Source organism: Burkholderia sp. SJZ089 (assembly GCF_007828315.1).
In the GTDB taxonomy this organism is placed as follows: domain Bacteria; phylum Pseudomonadota; class Gammaproteobacteria; order Burkholderiales; family Burkholderiaceae; genus Burkholderia; species Burkholderia gladioli.
In genome coordinates this window covers 243,299-259,614 of record NZ_VIUM01000006.1, presented here as the reverse complement: position 1 = coordinate 259,614, position 16,316 = coordinate 243,299, and the positions used below count along the sequence as shown (strand labels likewise).

The window sequence follows — 16,316 nt, the reverse complement described above, 5'->3', positions numbered from 1 at the left end:
GGACGGTTCGCGACGACAGTCGCCGCGCTGTCATGGTGACAGCGCGACGGCAGCCACCCGGCAGCGACCCGGCAACGGTAGCGAAACGCGTTCCCGCGCCGAGGCTGACGATCGGCTGTCGATGCCCGGGACCATTCGCGCCGTCGGAGCGCGAGCCGAGGCTCGGCGGAACTAATCGGGGCGGGACGCAATCATGTTAACGTCCTGCCAACGCTCTCCAAGACGGGCCGCCGCCGACGCGGAGCCCCACCCATTCCCTATGCGACAGATCCTGATCGGCTGGCTGCTGGCCATCGTCGTCACCGCGGCCCATGCGGCCGCGCCCGCCTCCGCGGCTTCGGCCTCGACCGCCTCCGGCGCCGTGCCGCCGCTCACCCCGCAGCAGGCCAAGCAGGCGCTCGCGGTGCTCGAGAACACGCAGCAGCGCGCGCAGTTCGAGGCCACCTTGCGCGCCATCGCGGCGGTCGGCGAACTGAGCACGCCGGTACCCGCCAGCGCGGCCAGCGCCGCTTCCGCGGCAAGCGCGCCACCGGCATCGGCGGCCTCCGCGCCGGCCGCGCTCCAGACCAATGGCCTGGCCTCGCAACTGGTGCGCCAGGGCTCGCACTGGGCCGCGCAGATCGGCAATGCGCTGCGCGATTCGCTGCGCTCTCTGCTCGACGTCGGCTCGGTCGGCAGCTGGTGGCGCAGCAAGCTCACCCACGGCGCCGAACGCGCCGACTTCATGCACTTCCTGCAGTTGATCCTGAGCGCGCTGCTCCCGGCGCTGGCGATCGAATGGTTCGCGCGGCGCTTGCTGCGACACGCGCTGGCCGCGCTGGCCGCGCGCCGTGCCAATGGCAATCACGACGAAAGCGCAGAATCCGAGGCTGATGCCAAGCCAGCCCCCGCCGACGACGCAGGCCAGGACGCCCGACAAAGCGCCCACGCCAGCCGTGGACGCGGCGACGCCCAGCACCACAGCACCCTGTTGCGGCGCATGCCGCGCGCGCTGGTGAGCCTGGCGCTGCGGGCGATTCCCGTGCTGGTGTTCGTCGGCGCGGCGACGCTGGCGATGTCGATGCTGACCGAGGACGACACGCCGCCGGCCAACGCGATCAGCGCGCTGATCGACATCTACGTGATCTGCCGCGTGGTGGCGATCGTCACGCGCCTGTTCCTCCAACCCGACGCGCCGAACCTGCGCCTGCTGCACATGAGCGATCGCTGGGCCATCTTCACGCAGCAGTGGATCCGCCGCATCGGGTTGGTGGTGGGCGGCTGCGCGGCGGTGGTCGAGACGGCCGCCAACTTCGGCCTCAGCGAGGCGGGCCACCTGGCCCTGCTCAAGGCCGTCGCGCTGGTGGGCCACGTGATGGTGTCGATCCTGATCCTGCAGTGCAGCCGCCCGGTGGCGGCGCGCATCCGTGCCCACGCGGCCGGCAATCCCTCGGTGACGGTGCTCGGCAACGCGCTGGCCGATGCCTGGGCGCCGGCCGCGGTGTTCATCGTGATGGCGCTGTGGTTCGTCTGGGCGCTCGACGTACACAATGGCTACCACGTGCTGTTCTCGCTGGGCGGGCGCACCATCGCCGTGATGATCGGCATGCGGATCGTCTCGATCATCGTGTTCGGCGCGCTCGCGCGGCTGTTCCAGCGGCGCGACAGCGAACGCGGCACGCTGGTGCATCGCCATGCCTATCGCTACTACCCGCTGGCGCGCCAGATCGTCTCCGGCGTGATCGGCATCGTCACCCTGGTCCTGCTGCTGCAGATCTGGGGCGTGCCGGTGCTGCGCGCCTTCGAGGCCGGCACCATCGGCCACCGGCTCGCCTCGGCCCTGGTGACGATCGCGATCGCCGCGGCGGTGGCGCTGCTGGTCTGGGAAGCGGCCAATATCGCGATCGAGCGCCGGCTCGACAGCTGGACCCAGCAGGGCAACCTGGTGCGCGCCGCGCGCCTGCGCACCCTGCTGCCGATGCTGCGCTCGCTGCTGTTCGTGATGATCGCGCTGGTGGTGGTGCTCACCGGGCTGTCGGAACTGGGCGTCAACGTCGGGCCGCTGCTGGCCGGCGCCAGCATCTTCGGGGTCGCGCTCGGCTTCGGCTCGCAGAAGCTGGTGCAGGATTTCATCACCGGCATCTTCCTGCTGATGGAGAACGCCATGCAGGTGGGCGACTGGGTCACCCTGGCCGGCGTGTCGGGCACCGTCGAATACCTGTCGATCCGTACCGTGCGGCTGCGCGCCAGCGACGGCTCGCTGCACACCGTGCCGTTCAGCTCGGTGTCGACCGTCAACAACACCAACCGCGGCCTGGGCAACGCGGCGGTGAAGGTCAGCATCCAGTACGGCGAGGACGTCGACCTGGCGGTGGCCACGCTCAAGGAGATCGGCGCGGCGCTGCGCGAGGATCCGCAGTACAAGGACGGCATCCTGTCGGACTTCAGCTACTGGGGCATCGATTCGGTGGACGGCGCGGCGATCGCGATGTCCGGGCAGATCCAGTGCAAGGACTCGACGCGCTGGGGCGTGCAGCGCGAATTCAATCGCCGCATCGCCGAGACCTTCCGCGATCGCGGCATCCGCATCGCCAACCCGCAGCGCAACGTGCTCGCGCGCGAGGCGCACGACGGCGCGATACCCGAGGATGCCGATCCGGCCACGCCGGCCGAGCGCGAATCGGGCAAGCCGGCCGGCGCGCCCGCCGACACGCCGCCGCCGGATCGTGGCTGAGGACGGCACTGGGGGCATTCGTATCGCTTGACGTTACCTGCCGGCCAGCCACGTCGCCCAAGGCCGTTCGCGAAGGCTGATGCGGCGCTCGGCAACCCGCCGCGCTCAGGCGCCCGCGCCGTCCGCCTCCTCGGCGGCGAGCCCGGCCAGCGCCCGCGCCAATGCGCGGATCCGCGGCTCCCGCGCGCGCTGCACGGGATACACGAGGTAGTAACCGAGCCCGTTGGGCAGCGCCGCGCCGAACGGCATCAGCAGTTGACCCGCCGCCAGCCGTTCGCGCGCCATGCGCGGATCGCCGATCGCCACGCCATGGCCTTCCGTCGCCGCCGTCAGGCTCAGTTCCAGCGTGTCGAGCATGAGCCCGGCCCGGGCGTCGATGCCTGTCGCGCCGGCCTGCTCCAGCCAGCCGCGCCAGCCGCCGTCGCCATGGCCGCCATGCAGCAGCGTGGCGCGCGCCAGATCGGCCGGCGCGCCCAGTGAAGCGGCCAGCGCGGGCGAGCACATCGGCGCCAGCCGCTCGGCGAACAGCGGCACCGCCTCGATCCCGGGCCACTGCCCCGCGCCGCGTACCACCATCGCATCGACCTCGTCGGCCGAGAAATCGGGCCGATCGTCGGCCGAGGTGCGGATCCGCAGGACGATCCCGCCAAGCGCGGCGTCCAGCGCCGCCCGGCGCGGCAGCAGCCAGCGGATCGCGAAGGTCGAGGGCAGGCGCAGCGAGAGCGCCGCGGCCGGCGCCTGTTGCGCGCCCAGCAGCGCCAGCGCCTGGGTCGCGACAGCCAGCAGCGCCTCGCCCGCGGCGGTCAGCCTGAGTCCCGTCGCGTGCCGCAGGAACAGGGCATGGCCGCCATGCGCCTCGAGCTGCTGGATCTGGCGGCTGACGGCGCCCTGCGTGCGGCACAGATGCTCGGCGGCGCGGCTCACGCTGCCGAGCCGCGCCGCCGCCACGAAGGCCTGGTAGGCCGGCAGCGGCGGCAGGGAGCGCGTGAGCGCGGCCAGCGGGTATGCCTCGGCGGCATACCCGGCTTGCGGATTTTTCGATGGTTCGGACATGGCCGTTTCGCTATCGTCGCGGCTTCGGCTCCGGTCGCGATCCCGCGGCCGCGAAGGCCGCTCGAGCGAGGGAGACAGGACATGGAACAGACTTCGGCAGCACTATACACCGCGAGAATCCGCGCTTACCTGGGCGCGCTGGAGCGCGGCGACGCGGCCGCCCTGCTCGCGCTGTTCGCGCCCGGCGCGCGGATCGTCTCGCCGCTGGCGGGCACCGCCGCGCCGGCGGACTTCTACCCGAAACTGTTCGCCGCTTCGAGCCCGAGCCGCATCACCCTGCTCGACATCGCCGTGAGCACGACCGGCTCGCCTCACGCCACCGCCTATTTCCAGTACGACTGGGTGCTGCGCGACGGCGCGGCGGCGCCGTTCCGCTGTGTCGATGTGTTCGGCTTCGATGCCGGGGCGCGCATCGTCGAGCTGGTGATCGTCTACGACACGCATCCGATCCGCGAGGCGGTCGGCACGCAGTTTTCCTGACCGGGCGCCACGCTCAGGCGCCCTCGCCCGCCTCGCCGAACCCTTGCGCGAAGGCCTCGCGCAGATAGGCCACGAAGGCCGTCACCACGCGCGGCACATGCGTCGCGTAGGGCCGCACCGCCAGCAACTGCTCGGCGAACACGCCCACCGGCCGCCACTCGGGCAGCACGCGCACCAGCGTGCCGGCCTGCAGCGCGGCCACCGCCGAGAAATCGGGCAGCAGCGCGATGCCGAGATCGTCGAGCGCCGCGTCGCGCAGCACCTCGCTGTTGTTGGCGCAGAACGGTCCGGCGATCGGCACCGTGACGCGCGCGGCGCGCTGGCGGCGCGTGCCGGCGCGCTCGAAGGTCCAGGCCGCCGAATCGTGGCTGCGCGGGTAGAACAGGCAGTCGTGGCCGGCCAGTTCGTCGGGATGGCCCGGCCGGCCGCGCGCGGCGAGATAGGCGGGCGTGGCCACCAGCAGCGAGACGGTGCGGCACAGCTGCCAGGCCACGTGCGTCTCGGGCGCCGAGGCGCTGTGGCGGATTGCCAGGTCGTAACCCTCGGTGGCCAGCGACACCAGCCGATCCGACACGTCGAGCTGGATCCGCACCTCGGGATGGCGGCGCCGGAACTCGGCCAGGCGCGGCACCAGTTGCTGGCGCGCCAGCGCCACCGGCGCGCTCACGCGCAGGCTGCCGCGCACCACCTCGGCGGTATCGCGCACGCCGGAGAAGCTCTGCGCGATGCGCTCGTAGAGCGGCCGCGTCTCGTCCACCAGATGCCGCCCCGCCTCGGTGAGCCGCACGCTGCGCGTGGTGCGCTGCACCAGCGGCACGCCGGCGGCACGCTCGAGTTCGGCGATCTTCAGGCTCACGGCGGCCTTGCTCACGCCCAGGCGGCCCGCCGCGGCCGTGTAGCTGCCCTGGTCGGCCAGCACGGTCAGCCAGTGCAGGTGGGCCCACAGGCTTTCGATGGATTCGCTCGGCATGATGGATCGTGGATCGGTCGGATGATTGTTCAGTTTTTTAAACAATGATTTCACCGACAGTGTATATCCATCGCCCGGCCCGGCTCCTACACTGCCAGACATCGAACCGCCTTACCCTGGACATCCTGGAGGAGCCCATGAACGCCTACAACGATCGCAGCGACGTCGAACACTTCATCGGCGGGCAACGCACCGCCGGCCACGGCCAGCGCTCGCAGCCCGTCTACAACCCGGCCACCGGCGACATCGCCCGCACGCTGCGCCTGGGCGACACGCGCGACGTGGACGCCGCGGTCGCCTCGGCCAAGCAGGCCTTCGCCGGCTGGAGCAACACGCCGCCGATCCGCCGCGCGCGCGTCATGCTGCGCTTCCTGGAACTGATGAACCAGCGCCGCGACGAGTTGGCCGCGATCATCACGGCCGAGCACGGCAAGGTGTTCAGCGACGCGCAGGGCGAGGTCTCGCGCGGCATCGACGTGATCGAGTTCGCCTGCGGCATCCCGCAACTGCTCAAGGGCGACTACACGGAACAGGTCTCGACCGGCATCGACAACTGGACCACCCGCCAGGCGCTCGGCGTGGTGGCCGGCATCACGCCGTTCAACTTCCCGTGCATGGTGCCGTGCTGGATGTTCCCGGTGGCGATCGCCGCCGGCAACGCCTTCATCCTCAAGCCCAGCGAGCGCGACCCGTCGGCCGCGCTGTTCATGGCCGGCCTGCTCAAGGAAGCCGGGCTGCCGGACGGCGTCTTCAACGTGGTGCAGGGCGACAAGGAAGTGGTCGACGCGCTGCTCGCGCATCGCGATATCAAGGCCGTCAGCTTCGTCGGCTCGACCCCGATCGCGAACTACATCTACGAGACCGGCGCCAAGCACGGCAAGCGCGTGCAGGCCCTGGGCGGCGCCAAGAACCACATGGTGGTGATGCCCGACGCGGATCTGGACGCGGCCGTCGATGCGCTGATCGGCGCCGGCTACGGCTCGGCCGGCGAGCGCTGCATGGCGATCTCGGTGGCGGTGCTGGTGGGCGACGTGGCCGACAAGATCGTGCCGCGCCTGGCCGAGCGTGCCCGCACGCTGAAGATCGGCGACGGCATGAACGCCGAGTCGGAAATGGGCCCGATCGTCACGCGCCAGGCGCTGGAGCGTATCGAAGGCTATATCGGCCTGGGCGTCGAGGAAGGCGCCGAGCTGGTGGTGGACGGCCGCGGCCACAAGGTGCCGGGCCACGAGCACGGCTTCTTCACGGGCGGCACGCTGTTCGACCACGTCACGCCCGAGATGCGCATCTACAAGGAAGAGATCTTCGGCCCGGTGCTGGCCTGCGTGCGCGTCAAGGACATGGGCGAGGCGATCGACCTGATCAACGCCCACGAGTTCGGCAATGGCGTGGCCTGCTTCACGCGCGACGGCCACGTGGCACGCGAGTTCGGCCGCCGCATCGAGGTGGGGATGGTCGGCATCAACGTGCCGATCCCGGTGCCGATGGCCTGGCACGGCTTCGGCGGCTGGAAGCGCAGCCTGTTCGGCGACATGCACGCCTACGGCGAGGAAGGCGTGCGCTTCTACACGCGCCAGAAGTCGATCATGCAACGCTGGAACGAGAGCATCGAGAAGGGCGCGGAGTTCGCGATGCCGACCGCGAAGTAAGCCCTCCAGCGCGATGGTTCGGGCTGGCGCAGCCCGCAACGAAAAAGGCCGGCAAGCGAACTTGCCGGCCTTTCCTCATTTCGGCCGAGGCGCCGCCGCCCCGCCCTCGAGTATCACCACTCCACCACGATCTTGCCGAAGTGCCCGCCCTGCTCCTGCCAGCGGAACGCCTCGGCCAGTTCGCCGAACGCGAAGCTGCGGTCGATCACGGGACGGATCGCGGTGCGCTCGAGCGCGGCCACGTAGTCCTGCTGCTGGCGCCGGCTGCCGACGATCAGCCCTTGCAGGCGCGCCTGGCGCGCCATCAGCGCGGCGGTCGGCACCTCGCCCTGCATGCCGGTGAGCACGCCGATCAGCGAGATATGGCCGCCCACGCGCACCGCCTCGATCGATTGCGCGAGCGTGCCCGGCCCGCCCAGTTCGAGCACGTGGTCGACGCCGCGGCCGCCCGTCAGTTCGCGCGCCACCGCGCCCCATGCCGGCGTCTGCCGGTAGTTGATGGTGTGATGCGCGCCGAGCGCGCTGGCCTTTTCGAGCTTCTCGTCCGAGGACGAGGTGACGATCACGGTCGCGCCCATCGCGCGGGCGATCTGCAGCGCGGCGATCGAGACGCCGCCGGTGCCGAGCGTGAGCACGGTGTCGCCGGCCTTCAGCGCGCCGTCACCCACCAGCGCGCGCCAGGCGGTCAGCCCGGCGGTGGTGAGGGTCGCGCTCTCGGCAGCACGCCAGCCGCGCGGCGCGTGCGTGAAGGCGCCGGCCGGGCGCACCACCACCTCGGTGGCGAAACCGTCGACGCCGTCGCCCGGCGTGCCGGCGAAATCGCCGACGGCCGGGTAGGCGGCGCCGTCCACCCAATGCGGGAAGAACAGCGAGACCACCGCGTCGCCGGGCTGGAATTCGGTCACGCCCTCGCCCACCGCCTCCACCACGCCGGCGCCGTCCGACATCAGCACGCGGCCGTCCTCGGTCGGGATGGCACCCTTGGCGACCAGCAGGTCGTGGAAGTTGAGCGAGGTGGCATGCAGCGCGACGCGGACCTGGCCCGGGCCGGGCGCGCCCGGATCCGGCACGTCACGGATCTCGATGCGTTCGAGGCCGCCCGGTGCGCGCAGGACGGCGGCCTTCATGCCGGCCTCCCTTGCGCGGCGTGGCGGGCGTGAAGCGAAACGGGCTGGCTGAGCGTGGACATGCAAGGCTCCTGGGGTTCGGTTGACGAAATGGCACGAAGTGGCACGAACGGCACGACGCGGCGAAGGCACGGCGCCCCGCGTCGAGGCATGCTTCGCCGCGCTGGCGGCAAGGGCCTAATGATCGCCTCCCGGGCGCCCCGCTGCCAACCGGAAATCGCGCGCAGCCTGCCGAGCCGCGTCGCGCGGGGCTCGGCGTGCCCGGCGCGACCTGCCATCCCGTACCGCGCCAAGGGGCTTTCGCGCGGCCTTCGGCGAGATCGGCGAAACCCGACTACAGTAACGATCCGGCGCGCGATCGGCCCCGTCGGCCGACGCGCCACGCTCGATGCCCGCCCCGCGCGCGGGCCGCCGTTGCGGCCTTGCCGTCGCCCCGTTTACTGCTGCTTTGCCGCCTTTCCCGGAGAACATCGCATGAGCCAGGATTCCGCCTACACCCCGCCCGCCGTCTGGACCCCTCGCACGCCTTCGGGCGGCCAGTTCGCCAACATCAACCGCCCGGTGTCGGGCGCCACGCACGAACGCGAACTGCCGGTCGGCAAGCATCCGCTGCAGCTCTATTCGCTGGCCACGCCCAATGGCGTGAAGATCGGCGTGATGCTGGAGGAATTGCTCGCGCTGGGCCACGCGGGCGCCGAATACGACGCCTGGCTGATCCGCATCGACGGCGAGCAGTTCGGCAGCGGCTTCGTCGGCATCAACCCGAACTCGAAGATCCCGGCCCTGGTCGATCGCAGCGGCGCGCAGCCGGTGCGCGTGTTCGAATCGGGTTCGATCCTGCTGTACCTCGCCGACAAGTTCGGCGCGCTGGTGCCGAGCGACGCGGCCGCGCGCGCGGAAACGCTGAACTGGCTGTTCTGGCAGATGGGCTCGGCGCCGTATGTGGGCGGCGGTTTCGGGCATTTCTACGCCTACGCGCCGGAGAAGCTCGAATACCCGATCGACCGCTTCACGATGGAAACCAAGCGCCAGCTCGACGTGCTCGACAAGCTGCTGGCCGAGCGCCGCTACATCGCCGGCGACAGCTACACGATCGCCGACATCGCCATCTGGCCGTGGTACGGCGGCCTGGTGCTCGGCGAGTTGTACGGCGCCGCCGAATTCCTCGACGTCAAACAGTACCAGCACCTGCTGCGCTGGGCCGAGGAGATCCGGGAACGCCCGGCGGTGAAGCGCGGGCGCCACGTCAATCGCGCGCGCGGCGACGAGGCCGAGCAGCAGCACGAGCGTCACAGCAGCGCCGACCTGGACCGCTTCGCGCCAGCCACGCGCGCGTAAGCATCACCCGGGCATCACCCGGGCACGGCGTCGATCCAGGGATCGGCGCCGAGACGCCGCCCGCTCAGCCGAGCCGCAGCGACAGTTCCACGTCACCGCCGAAGGGCGTCGACAGGTAACCCTGCGCGGGCGAGCGCACGCGCTCGAGATACTCGGGGCTGTGCTCGGCGTTGTCGGCGATCACGAAGGCGCCGGGACGCAGCCGGCTTTCCAGCAGCGCCAGCACCGCGGGATACAGCGACTTCGCGCCGTCGAGCAGCACCAGGTCGATCGACTCGGGCAGGTCGGCGGCGAGCGTGCGCAGCGCATCGCCCTCGCGGATCTCGACCAGGTCGGCCAGCCCGCCCTCGGCCAGGTTGCGGCGCGCACGCTCGATCTTCGAGGGCTCGAACTCGCAGCTGACGAGCCGGCCGCCGCCGTTGTCGCGCAGCGCGGCGGCCAGGTGCAGCGTCGAGATGCCGAACGAGGTGCCGAACTCGACGATATGGCGCGCCCCGGCGCCGCGCGCCAGTTGGTACAGCAGGATGCCGGTCTCGCGCGAGACCGGCAGCGGCAGGTCCTTCAGGCGCGCATAGAAATCGAGGTACTCGGTCTTGCTCTGCATCAGCCGCGTCAGTTCGCCGGGCGGCAGTTCGGCGACGGCGCGGCTCATCCGCGGCCTGGCGGCATCGGCTTCGGCGAACAGGCGCTCGAGCAGCGGTGCGAGCGGCGCGGTGCTCAGGGTGCTCATGAATGGATGACTCCGGTCGGGAGGGCGCGATGCGCGACGGCACCGCGCCCGATCAGTAGGATGACGAATCGATCCGGCGACGGGCCGCGATTCGATGGAGTTCGACGCGACTCAGTCGTCGAAGCTGCCGCGATACTCGGGCGAGGCATCGTCGCGCGTGTTCAGCTCGAACATCACGCCGCCGGGGGCGCGGCAGAAGAAACGCGAGCCGCGGCCGTTGTTGAATATGTCGGTTTCCATCGGCACGCCCGCCTCCACCAGCCGCGCGCGCAGGGCCGTGACGGCCGCCAGGTCGGGCAGCTCGAATCCCGCGTGGAAGTTGCGGGGCCAGGCCGGCACCTCGTCGGCCGCGTGTTCGATCACCACGTCGAAGCCGGGGCGCTTGAGGATGTAGGAGCGGTCCCAGGTGCCGGAGATGGTGAAGCCGAGATGGCGCTCGAAGAAGGCCGCCGTGGCCGTCGCGTCGGCCGAGGGGAAGCTCAGGTGGTTCAGTTTCATGCGGTGGGTGAAGTCGTTCATGATCGTGCTCGGGGTACGGGCGCTGGCCCCAATGCCAGCTGCCGATGACGATCAGAATACGAGCCCGCGCTCACATTCGGCTACTCGCATCGCGGCGGCGCGCCGAAGCGGCCCGCGAGCCGCGCCGTGGCGGGGTTTGAGCGATCCGGGCGGATCGTGCCGGCCGCGCTTGCTCACATTTCGGCGGGTCGAGCCGCGTGCAGTCAGGCCGAAGGCCCGGCCGGCGCGGCAGCGGGCAGCAAGCCCAGCTCCCTCAGATAGCCGAACACGGCGGCGCGCAGGCGCGTCTCGAGGCTGGCGATGTCGTGCTCGCCACGCGCGCCGGCGCTGTCGACCATGACGTGGATGATCTCGCCCAGATCGACGGCCGCATGCGCGCCGCGAGCGTCGCCGGCCGGCAGAAGGCGACGCAGGATCGCCGCCACCGGCGTCTCCATGCCGTCGCAGTCCACCGCGTCGCGCAGCGCGGGGCTCGCCTCCTGCTCGTCGAGCAGGCGCGCCAGCATCGGCCGCTGCAACTGCTGGCGCACGGCCGCGCCGATCAGCAGGCCGAGCGCCACCATGCCGTCGGGCTCCGCCATCGCCCGGTCCATGTCCTCGACGAAGCGCTGCGTCTCGCGCTGCATCAGGGCCACGGTCAGCGCGTCCTTGCCGGGGAAATACTGGTAGAGCGAGCCGATGCTGACGCCGGCCCGCTCGGCCACCGCATTGGTGTTGAAGCCCTCGATGCCGCGCGTCTCCAGCACCTGCGCGGCCGCCTCGACGATCGCGGCGACCGTCCCGGCCGCGCGCGGCTGGATCGGGTTCTTGCGCGGTTGCAGGCGGGGGCGGCGGGGACGGTCGGTCATCGGCGGGCGCGGGCTGGGGTGGGATTCGCGCATTGTACAAAGGCGCGAGCGCCGGCGGGGTTGGAGGCGGGGTTCGAAGCGGGGAAGGTTCAAGGCGGGCTCAAAGCGGATTCAAGACAGGCCCGGCGCCGGCGCGCGACGAATTCCCGCGCGGGACGCCGTCGCCAGCCGGCGCCACGCCACCGCTCAAAGCTTGCCCAGGCGCTCGCGCATCGCCGCGGTGAGCCGCCGGCGCGCCGCCTCGTAGCCGTCCCAGGGATCGCGCCGCAGCGAGGCCAGCCGCTGCGGCACCTCGGCGATGGTCCATTGCGCGCCGCCGCGGGTACCGGGCAGTTCATCCCAATCGATCGGCACCGACACGCCCATCCCCGGCCGCGCCCGCGCCGACCAGGCCGCCACCGTGCTGGCGCCGCGCCCGTTGCGCAGGTAGTCGACGAAGATGCGGCCCTTGCGGTTCTGCGCGCCCATCTTCGCCGAGAAACGCTCCGGCGCGACGCCGGCCAGGTGCTGCGCCACCGCCTGCGAGAAATCGCGCGCCTGGTCCCAGGAAGCGTGGCGCGTGATCGGCACCACCAGGTGCAGGCCCTTGCCGCCGCTGGTCTTGCAGAAGCACGGCAGCCCCAGCGCGTCGAGCAGCGCGCGCAGCGCCTGGGCCGCCTCGATCATCGCGCGCCACGGCAGGGCCGGGTCGGGATCGAGGTCGAACACCAGCCGGTCGGGCCGCTCGATCCGGTCCACGCAGGCATTCCAGGTGTGGAATTCGAGCGCGTCGAACTGCGCGGCGCCGACCAGGGCCTCGCGATCGTCGAGCGTGATCAGCGCGTCGTGCCCGGGATCGAGGCCGGGGTGGCGCGTGACGAAACCCATGCCGCGCGGGCCCGCGTGCTTCTGGAAGAAGGACGGCCCGTCGATGCCCTTCATGTAGCGCACCAGCGAGACCGGCCGTCCCGCGAGCTGCGGCAGCAGGTGCTCGGCGATCGCGGCGTAATAGCGGACCACGTCGATCTTGCGCAGGCCGCTCGCGGTATCGACCACGCGCTCGGGATGCGTGATGCGCACACCCGCCACCGTGGCGTCGTCGTTCCTGCCGGTGGCGTGGTTCGCGGCCTTGCCGCGCGAGCGCGAGCCCGTCGCCTGATGATCGGTCCTCATCCTGCCTCCTGTCGGTTGCCCGCCGGCGGGCACGGCCGTTTCCCTGACGATCTGCCCGGCCGGCTTGTCCTCGCGCAAGCCGATGAAGGCAGCCTGCCGGACCAGGCCGTCGGCGGTCCAGCCCGCGAACTCGCATTCGGCTACCAGCCGCGGCTCGACCCAGTGCACCGCGTCGCCGCGTTCGGCCGGCGTCACCGCGAACGGCGCGTCGCTGCGTTCGATCTTTCTTAGCCTCGCCGCGATCGCATCGAGCGCGCGCCGATCGAACCCGGTGCCGACGCGGCCGACATAAGCCAGGCCGCCGGCACGGCGACGCCCTTGCGCGGGCCGCTCATGCACGCCGAGCAGCAGCGCGCCGAATCCGCTGCGGCTGCCGCGCGGCTCGCTGAAGCCGCCGATCACGAATTCCTGGCGCTGGCGGCACTTCAGCTTGATCCACGACGCGCTGCGCCCGGCGCGATAAGGGCTGTCGGCGCGCTTGCCGATCAGGCCTTCGAGGCCGGCCCGTGCCGCCGCGGCGAGCAGTTCGGCCGGCTCGCCCTCGAGCGTCGGCGAAAGCTGCACGGCTTGCCTGCCCGCGCCGCCGAAGCAGGCCGCCAGCCGCTCGCGGCGCGTATCGAGCGGCAGGTCGGCCAGCGCCCGGCCATCGAGAAAGGGCAGGTCGAACACGAAGAACACGATGGCGGCGTCCTCGCCGGCCGACAGCGCCTGCTGCAGGGCCCCGAAATCGGGCAGGCCGCGCGCGTCGAGCACCACGGCCTCGGCGTCCAGCCAGGCGTTGTTCACCGGCAGGTCGGCGAGCGCGGCGCATTGCCGGCGGAATTTCGCGCTCCAGTCCTTGCCCTCGCGCGTGAACACCTGCACCGAGCGGCGCCGACCGCGGCCGGCGATGCGGATCAGCACGCGATAGCCGTCGAACTTCATCTCGTAGCGCCAGTCCTCGCCTTCGGGCGGCGCGGCCACGAGCGTCGCCAACTGCGGCGCGAGCGTGGCGGGCAGGGCCTCGCGCCGGCCGGCGCGATCCGCCGCGCGCTTGCCGCGTGGCGGTGGTGCGCCGCGCTTTTCTGCATGCTTCTCGGAGTGCTTGTCGCCATGCGTTTCGGCACGCTCGCCGGCACGCTTGGCCGCCGTCGTGGTCGACCGCTTGCGCGCCGCCTTGGTGCGCTCGCCGCTCGGCAAGCCCGCCTGCTCGTCGCGCGCCTTGATCAGCAGCCACGACGACTTGCCGTTGCGCTCGGGAAGGTGCGTGCGCACCAGCGACCAGCGTCCATGCAGACGATGGCCCTCGAGTTCGAAACTGAGCTTGCCCTCGCGATAGCCGCGCCGCGCGCCGGCGATACCGCCATCGGGCCGCCAGACGCCCTGGTCGTCGATGCGCACGCTGCCCGCGCCGTAGTGGCCGGGCGGGATCTCGCCCTCGAAGCCGGCATAGTCGAGCGGATGATCCTCGACATGCACCGCGAGCCGCTTCTCGGCCGGTTCGGTGCTCGGCCCCTTCGGCACCGCCCAGGACTTCAGCACGCCGTCGAGTTCGAGGCGGAAGTCGTAATGCAGGCGCCGCGCGTGATGCTCCTGCACCACGAAGTGCAACTCGCGCTCGGGATCATGGCGCGGGCGCGCCTGGGCGCCGCGCTTGCCGGCTGGTTCCGGACTCGCGTCGAAGCGGCGTTTGCGCTGGTATTCGGCGAGCTTGCTGGCCATCGGTGGCGATCCTCCTCGTGCCTGCCTCAGGCGGCGCGCTTGTGGCCGGTGCCGGCCGCCGCGCCCTTGCGCGTCGCCGTCGACCCGGCGGCCTTCGCCTTGCGTTTCGCGCTACCGGCGGCGGTCGGCTTCGATTTCGAAGCGGTCGATTTCCTTGCCGCGGTGGGCTTGGCGGCCGACTTGCGCGCGGCGGCGCCCTTGGTCGCCTTGGCGGCCTTGGTGGCCTTGGTGACCTTAGCGGCCTTGCCGTTCCTCGCCGCGCCCGCCGCCTTGCCGGCGCGCCTGCGCGGCGCCGCCTCCTCTGCCTCGCCATCGCGAGCCGAGCCACGGCGCCCTCCACCGCCTCCGAGGCTGCGCCGCAGCAGCTCGGTCAGATCGAGCACGTTCGAACCCGCCGTGGACGGCCGGGTCTCGTGCGGCGTCTCGATGGTCTTCGACTTGCCCGCCTTCACCTTGCGATCGACCAGGGCGAGGATGTCCTCGCGAAACGTGTCGTGGTACTCGTCGGGCTGCCAGTCGCCCGACATGTCCTCGATCAGCTTCTGCGCCATCTTGCGCTCCCTCGCGCTGAGGCCCTCGCCGCGTTCGCGCTTGCCGCCCACCCGCAGCTCGTCGAGCGGGCGCAGCTCGTCCTGCCAGCGCAGCGTGTCGAGCGCGAGCACCGGGCCCACCGGGATCAGCGCGGCCAGGTGCTGCCGGTCGCGCATCACCACCAGTGCGATGCCGATCCGCCCGGTCTCGACCAGCGCGTCGCGCAACAGCGCATAGACCTTCTCGCCATGGCGGTCCGGCACCAGGTAATAGGGCGTGTCGAGATAGAGGAAGGAGACGGCCGAGGCCTCCACGAAGGTAAGGATGTCGACGCTCTGCGTCGACTCGGGATTGGCCGCGCGGATCTCCTCGTCGCTGAGGACCACGTAGCGTTCCTTCTCGTATTCGTAGCCGCGCACGATATCGTCGCGCGCGACCTCGCGCCCGGTGCGCTTGTTGACGCGCCGGTAGCCGATCGGGTCCATCGAGCGGCGATCGAGCATCCGGAACGAGGGCTTGACGGTGCGCGTGGCCGGCACCAGTTGCACCGGCACGTGAACCAGGCCGAAGCTGACCGCGCCCTTCCATATCATCGACGGCATGCACGGCTCCTGTTGGTGGTGGGATCGCGAGCGCCGCGCCGGCCGCATCGCGATCGAGCATCGATATGATGACGCAAGCCAATGCAAGCCGCGTGCCATCCACACTCGCGCGACACGCCGCGTTCGCCCGCCCCACCGCCACCGCCGGCCCGGGCCTACATCATCTTGCCCCGCGCGCGTTCAGCCTGCGCCGCCTCGGCCGCGGGCGCGCCGTCGCGCCCCGCCTCGGGCGGCGGCAGGACGGCCGGGAAACCCATCGCGGCGAGCCACATGCCGCACGCCCAAGCCCGGGTGCGATACAGACGATGATCCTCCTGCGCTGCCACCGCATCGTGCGCCTCCCTCAGTAATAGGGCCGCGTCGCCGGACAGTTGCTCCGCCGCCCGGCCGATCAATTCCCAGTTCAGGTTCCGCTTGGTCTCGGCCAGCAGCACGCATTCTGCGGCGATGATCTGCGCGTCGGCCGGCGAGGCGTTGCGGCACGCCAGCTCGATCACGTTGACCAGCGCCTTGCCGGTCTCGGCCACCGCGAGCCGGCCCGGGGTCTGGATCAGCTCGTCGAGCCCGAGGCCGTGGAAGATCGCGCGCAGCACGTCCTGATGATGCAGGCTCTGCCGATGATGGCGCTCCCAGGTCTCGTGCAGGGCGGGATCGTGCACGCAGGACAGGGCCGCGCGATACACCTGGGCGCCGCCGAGTTCGGCTTCGAACGCCTGGTACAGCAATTCGTGCACACCGCGATGTCTGGCCTTGCCGTGAAACATGATGCCCTCCGAAAAACAGTCGCCGGCTCGCAAGGCGATGCCCGGCCCGCCTGGCCCCGACTGCCGCAAGCCCCGTGCCGCCGACGCGCCGTGACGCGCCCGCGCCCTTCCACGCCGGCGCCCGCAATCCCCGCCCGCC

General features: G+C 71.4%; 13 protein-coding genes. 4 read left to right on the top strand and 9 right to left on the bottom strand.

Features of this window, described 5'->3' with window-relative positions; all coding sequences use genetic code 11:
• Positions 1 to 259: 259 nt before the first annotated feature.
• Positions 260 to 2,713 carry a mechanosensitive ion channel domain-containing protein gene (locus tag FB600_RS13600; RefSeq protein ID WP_145756897.1) on the top strand — a complete coding sequence of 818 codons (2,454 nt, stop codon included), beginning with the start codon at positions 260 to 262 and terminating at the stop codon, positions 2,711 to 2,713.
• Between the two features lie 105 nt (positions 2,714 to 2,818).
• On the opposite strand, the gene FB600_RS13595 is transcribed toward FB600_RS13600, so the two are convergent.
• On the bottom strand, positions 2,819 to 3,766 hold the full coding sequence (locus FB600_RS13595; RefSeq protein ID WP_145756898.1) for a LysR substrate-binding domain-containing protein: 948 nt from the start codon (positions 3,764 to 3,766) through the stop codon (positions 2,819 to 2,821).
• A gap of 81 nt (positions 3,767 to 3,847) precedes the next feature.
• On the opposite strand from FB600_RS13595, the gene FB600_RS13590 reads away from it, so the two are divergent.
• Complete coding sequence (locus tag FB600_RS13590) at positions 3,848 to 4,246, top strand: nuclear transport factor 2 family protein (RefSeq protein ID WP_145756899.1); 399 nt, start codon at positions 3,848 to 3,850, stop codon at positions 4,244 to 4,246.
• Positions 4,247 to 4,259: 13 nt separating this feature from the next.
• Here the strand turns inward: FB600_RS13590 and FB600_RS13585 are convergent, their stop codons facing one another.
• Positions 4,260 to 5,216, bottom strand: a complete 957-nt coding sequence (locus FB600_RS13585) for a LysR family transcriptional regulator (protein ID WP_098154302.1) — start codon at positions 5,214 to 5,216, stop codon at positions 4,260 to 4,262.
• 137 nt (positions 5,217 to 5,353) lie between these two features.
• On the opposite strand from FB600_RS13585, the gene FB600_RS13580 reads away from it, so the two are divergent.
• Positions 5,354 to 6,865 (top strand): CoA-acylating methylmalonate-semialdehyde dehydrogenase, encoded by a 1,512-nt coding sequence (locus FB600_RS13580; RefSeq protein WP_145756900.1) that lies wholly within the window; start codon positions 5,354 to 5,356, stop codon positions 6,863 to 6,865.
• A 113-nt stretch (positions 6,866 to 6,978) separates the two neighbouring features.
• Here the strand turns inward: FB600_RS13580 and FB600_RS13575 are convergent, their stop codons facing one another.
• On the bottom strand, positions 6,979 to 7,992 hold the full coding sequence (locus FB600_RS13575; protein WP_025099693.1) for a zinc-dependent alcohol dehydrogenase family protein: 1,014 nt from the start codon (positions 7,990 to 7,992) through the stop codon (positions 6,979 to 6,981).
• Positions 7,993 to 8,466: 474 nt separating this feature from the next.
• Between FB600_RS13575 and yghU the strand changes: the two genes are divergently transcribed.
• Positions 8,467 to 9,330 carry a glutathione-dependent disulfide-bond oxidoreductase gene (gene yghU / locus FB600_RS13570; protein ID WP_096749399.1) on the top strand — a complete coding sequence of 288 codons (864 nt, stop codon included), beginning with the start codon at positions 8,467 to 8,469 and terminating at the stop codon, positions 9,328 to 9,330.
• A 64-nt stretch (positions 9,331 to 9,394) separates the two neighbouring features.
• Here the strand turns inward: yghU and FB600_RS13565 are convergent, their stop codons facing one another.
• The 6 genes from FB600_RS13565 to FB600_RS13540 all read right to left on the bottom strand — a co-directional run bounded on the left by FB600_RS13565 (position 9,395) and on the right by FB600_RS13540 (position 16,177).
• Positions 9,395 to 10,060, bottom strand: coding sequence for an O-methyltransferase (locus FB600_RS13565; RefSeq protein ID WP_145756901.1), 666 nt, complete (start codon positions 10,058 to 10,060; stop codon positions 9,395 to 9,397).
• Positions 10,061 to 10,171: 111 nt separating this feature from the next.
• Positions 10,172 to 10,558 carry a VOC family protein gene (locus tag FB600_RS13560; RefSeq protein ID WP_036034251.1) on the bottom strand — a complete coding sequence of 129 codons (387 nt, stop codon included), beginning with the start codon at positions 10,556 to 10,558 and terminating at the stop codon, positions 10,172 to 10,174.
• Positions 10,559 to 10,782: 224 nt separating this feature from the next.
• Entirely contained in the window at positions 10,783 to 11,427 is a 645-nt protein-coding gene (locus FB600_RS13555) for a TetR/AcrR family transcriptional regulator (RefSeq protein WP_145756902.1), read from the bottom strand.
• A gap of 186 nt (positions 11,428 to 11,613) precedes the next feature.
• Positions 11,614 to 14,280 carry a DNA ligase D gene (ligD, locus tag FB600_RS13550; RefSeq protein WP_098154306.1) on the bottom strand — a complete coding sequence of 889 codons (2,667 nt, stop codon included), beginning with the start codon at positions 14,278 to 14,280 and terminating at the stop codon, positions 11,614 to 11,616.
• Between the two features lie 26 nt (positions 14,281 to 14,306).
• Positions 14,307 to 15,413 (bottom strand): Ku protein, encoded by a 1,107-nt coding sequence (locus FB600_RS13545; protein WP_145756903.1) that lies wholly within the window; start codon positions 15,411 to 15,413, stop codon positions 14,307 to 14,309.
• A gap of 155 nt (positions 15,414 to 15,568) precedes the next feature.
• Positions 15,569 to 16,177, bottom strand: coding sequence for a hypothetical protein (locus tag FB600_RS13540; protein ID WP_105819328.1), 609 nt, complete (start codon positions 16,175 to 16,177; stop codon positions 15,569 to 15,571).
• Positions 16,178 to 16,316: the final 139 nt, after the last annotated feature.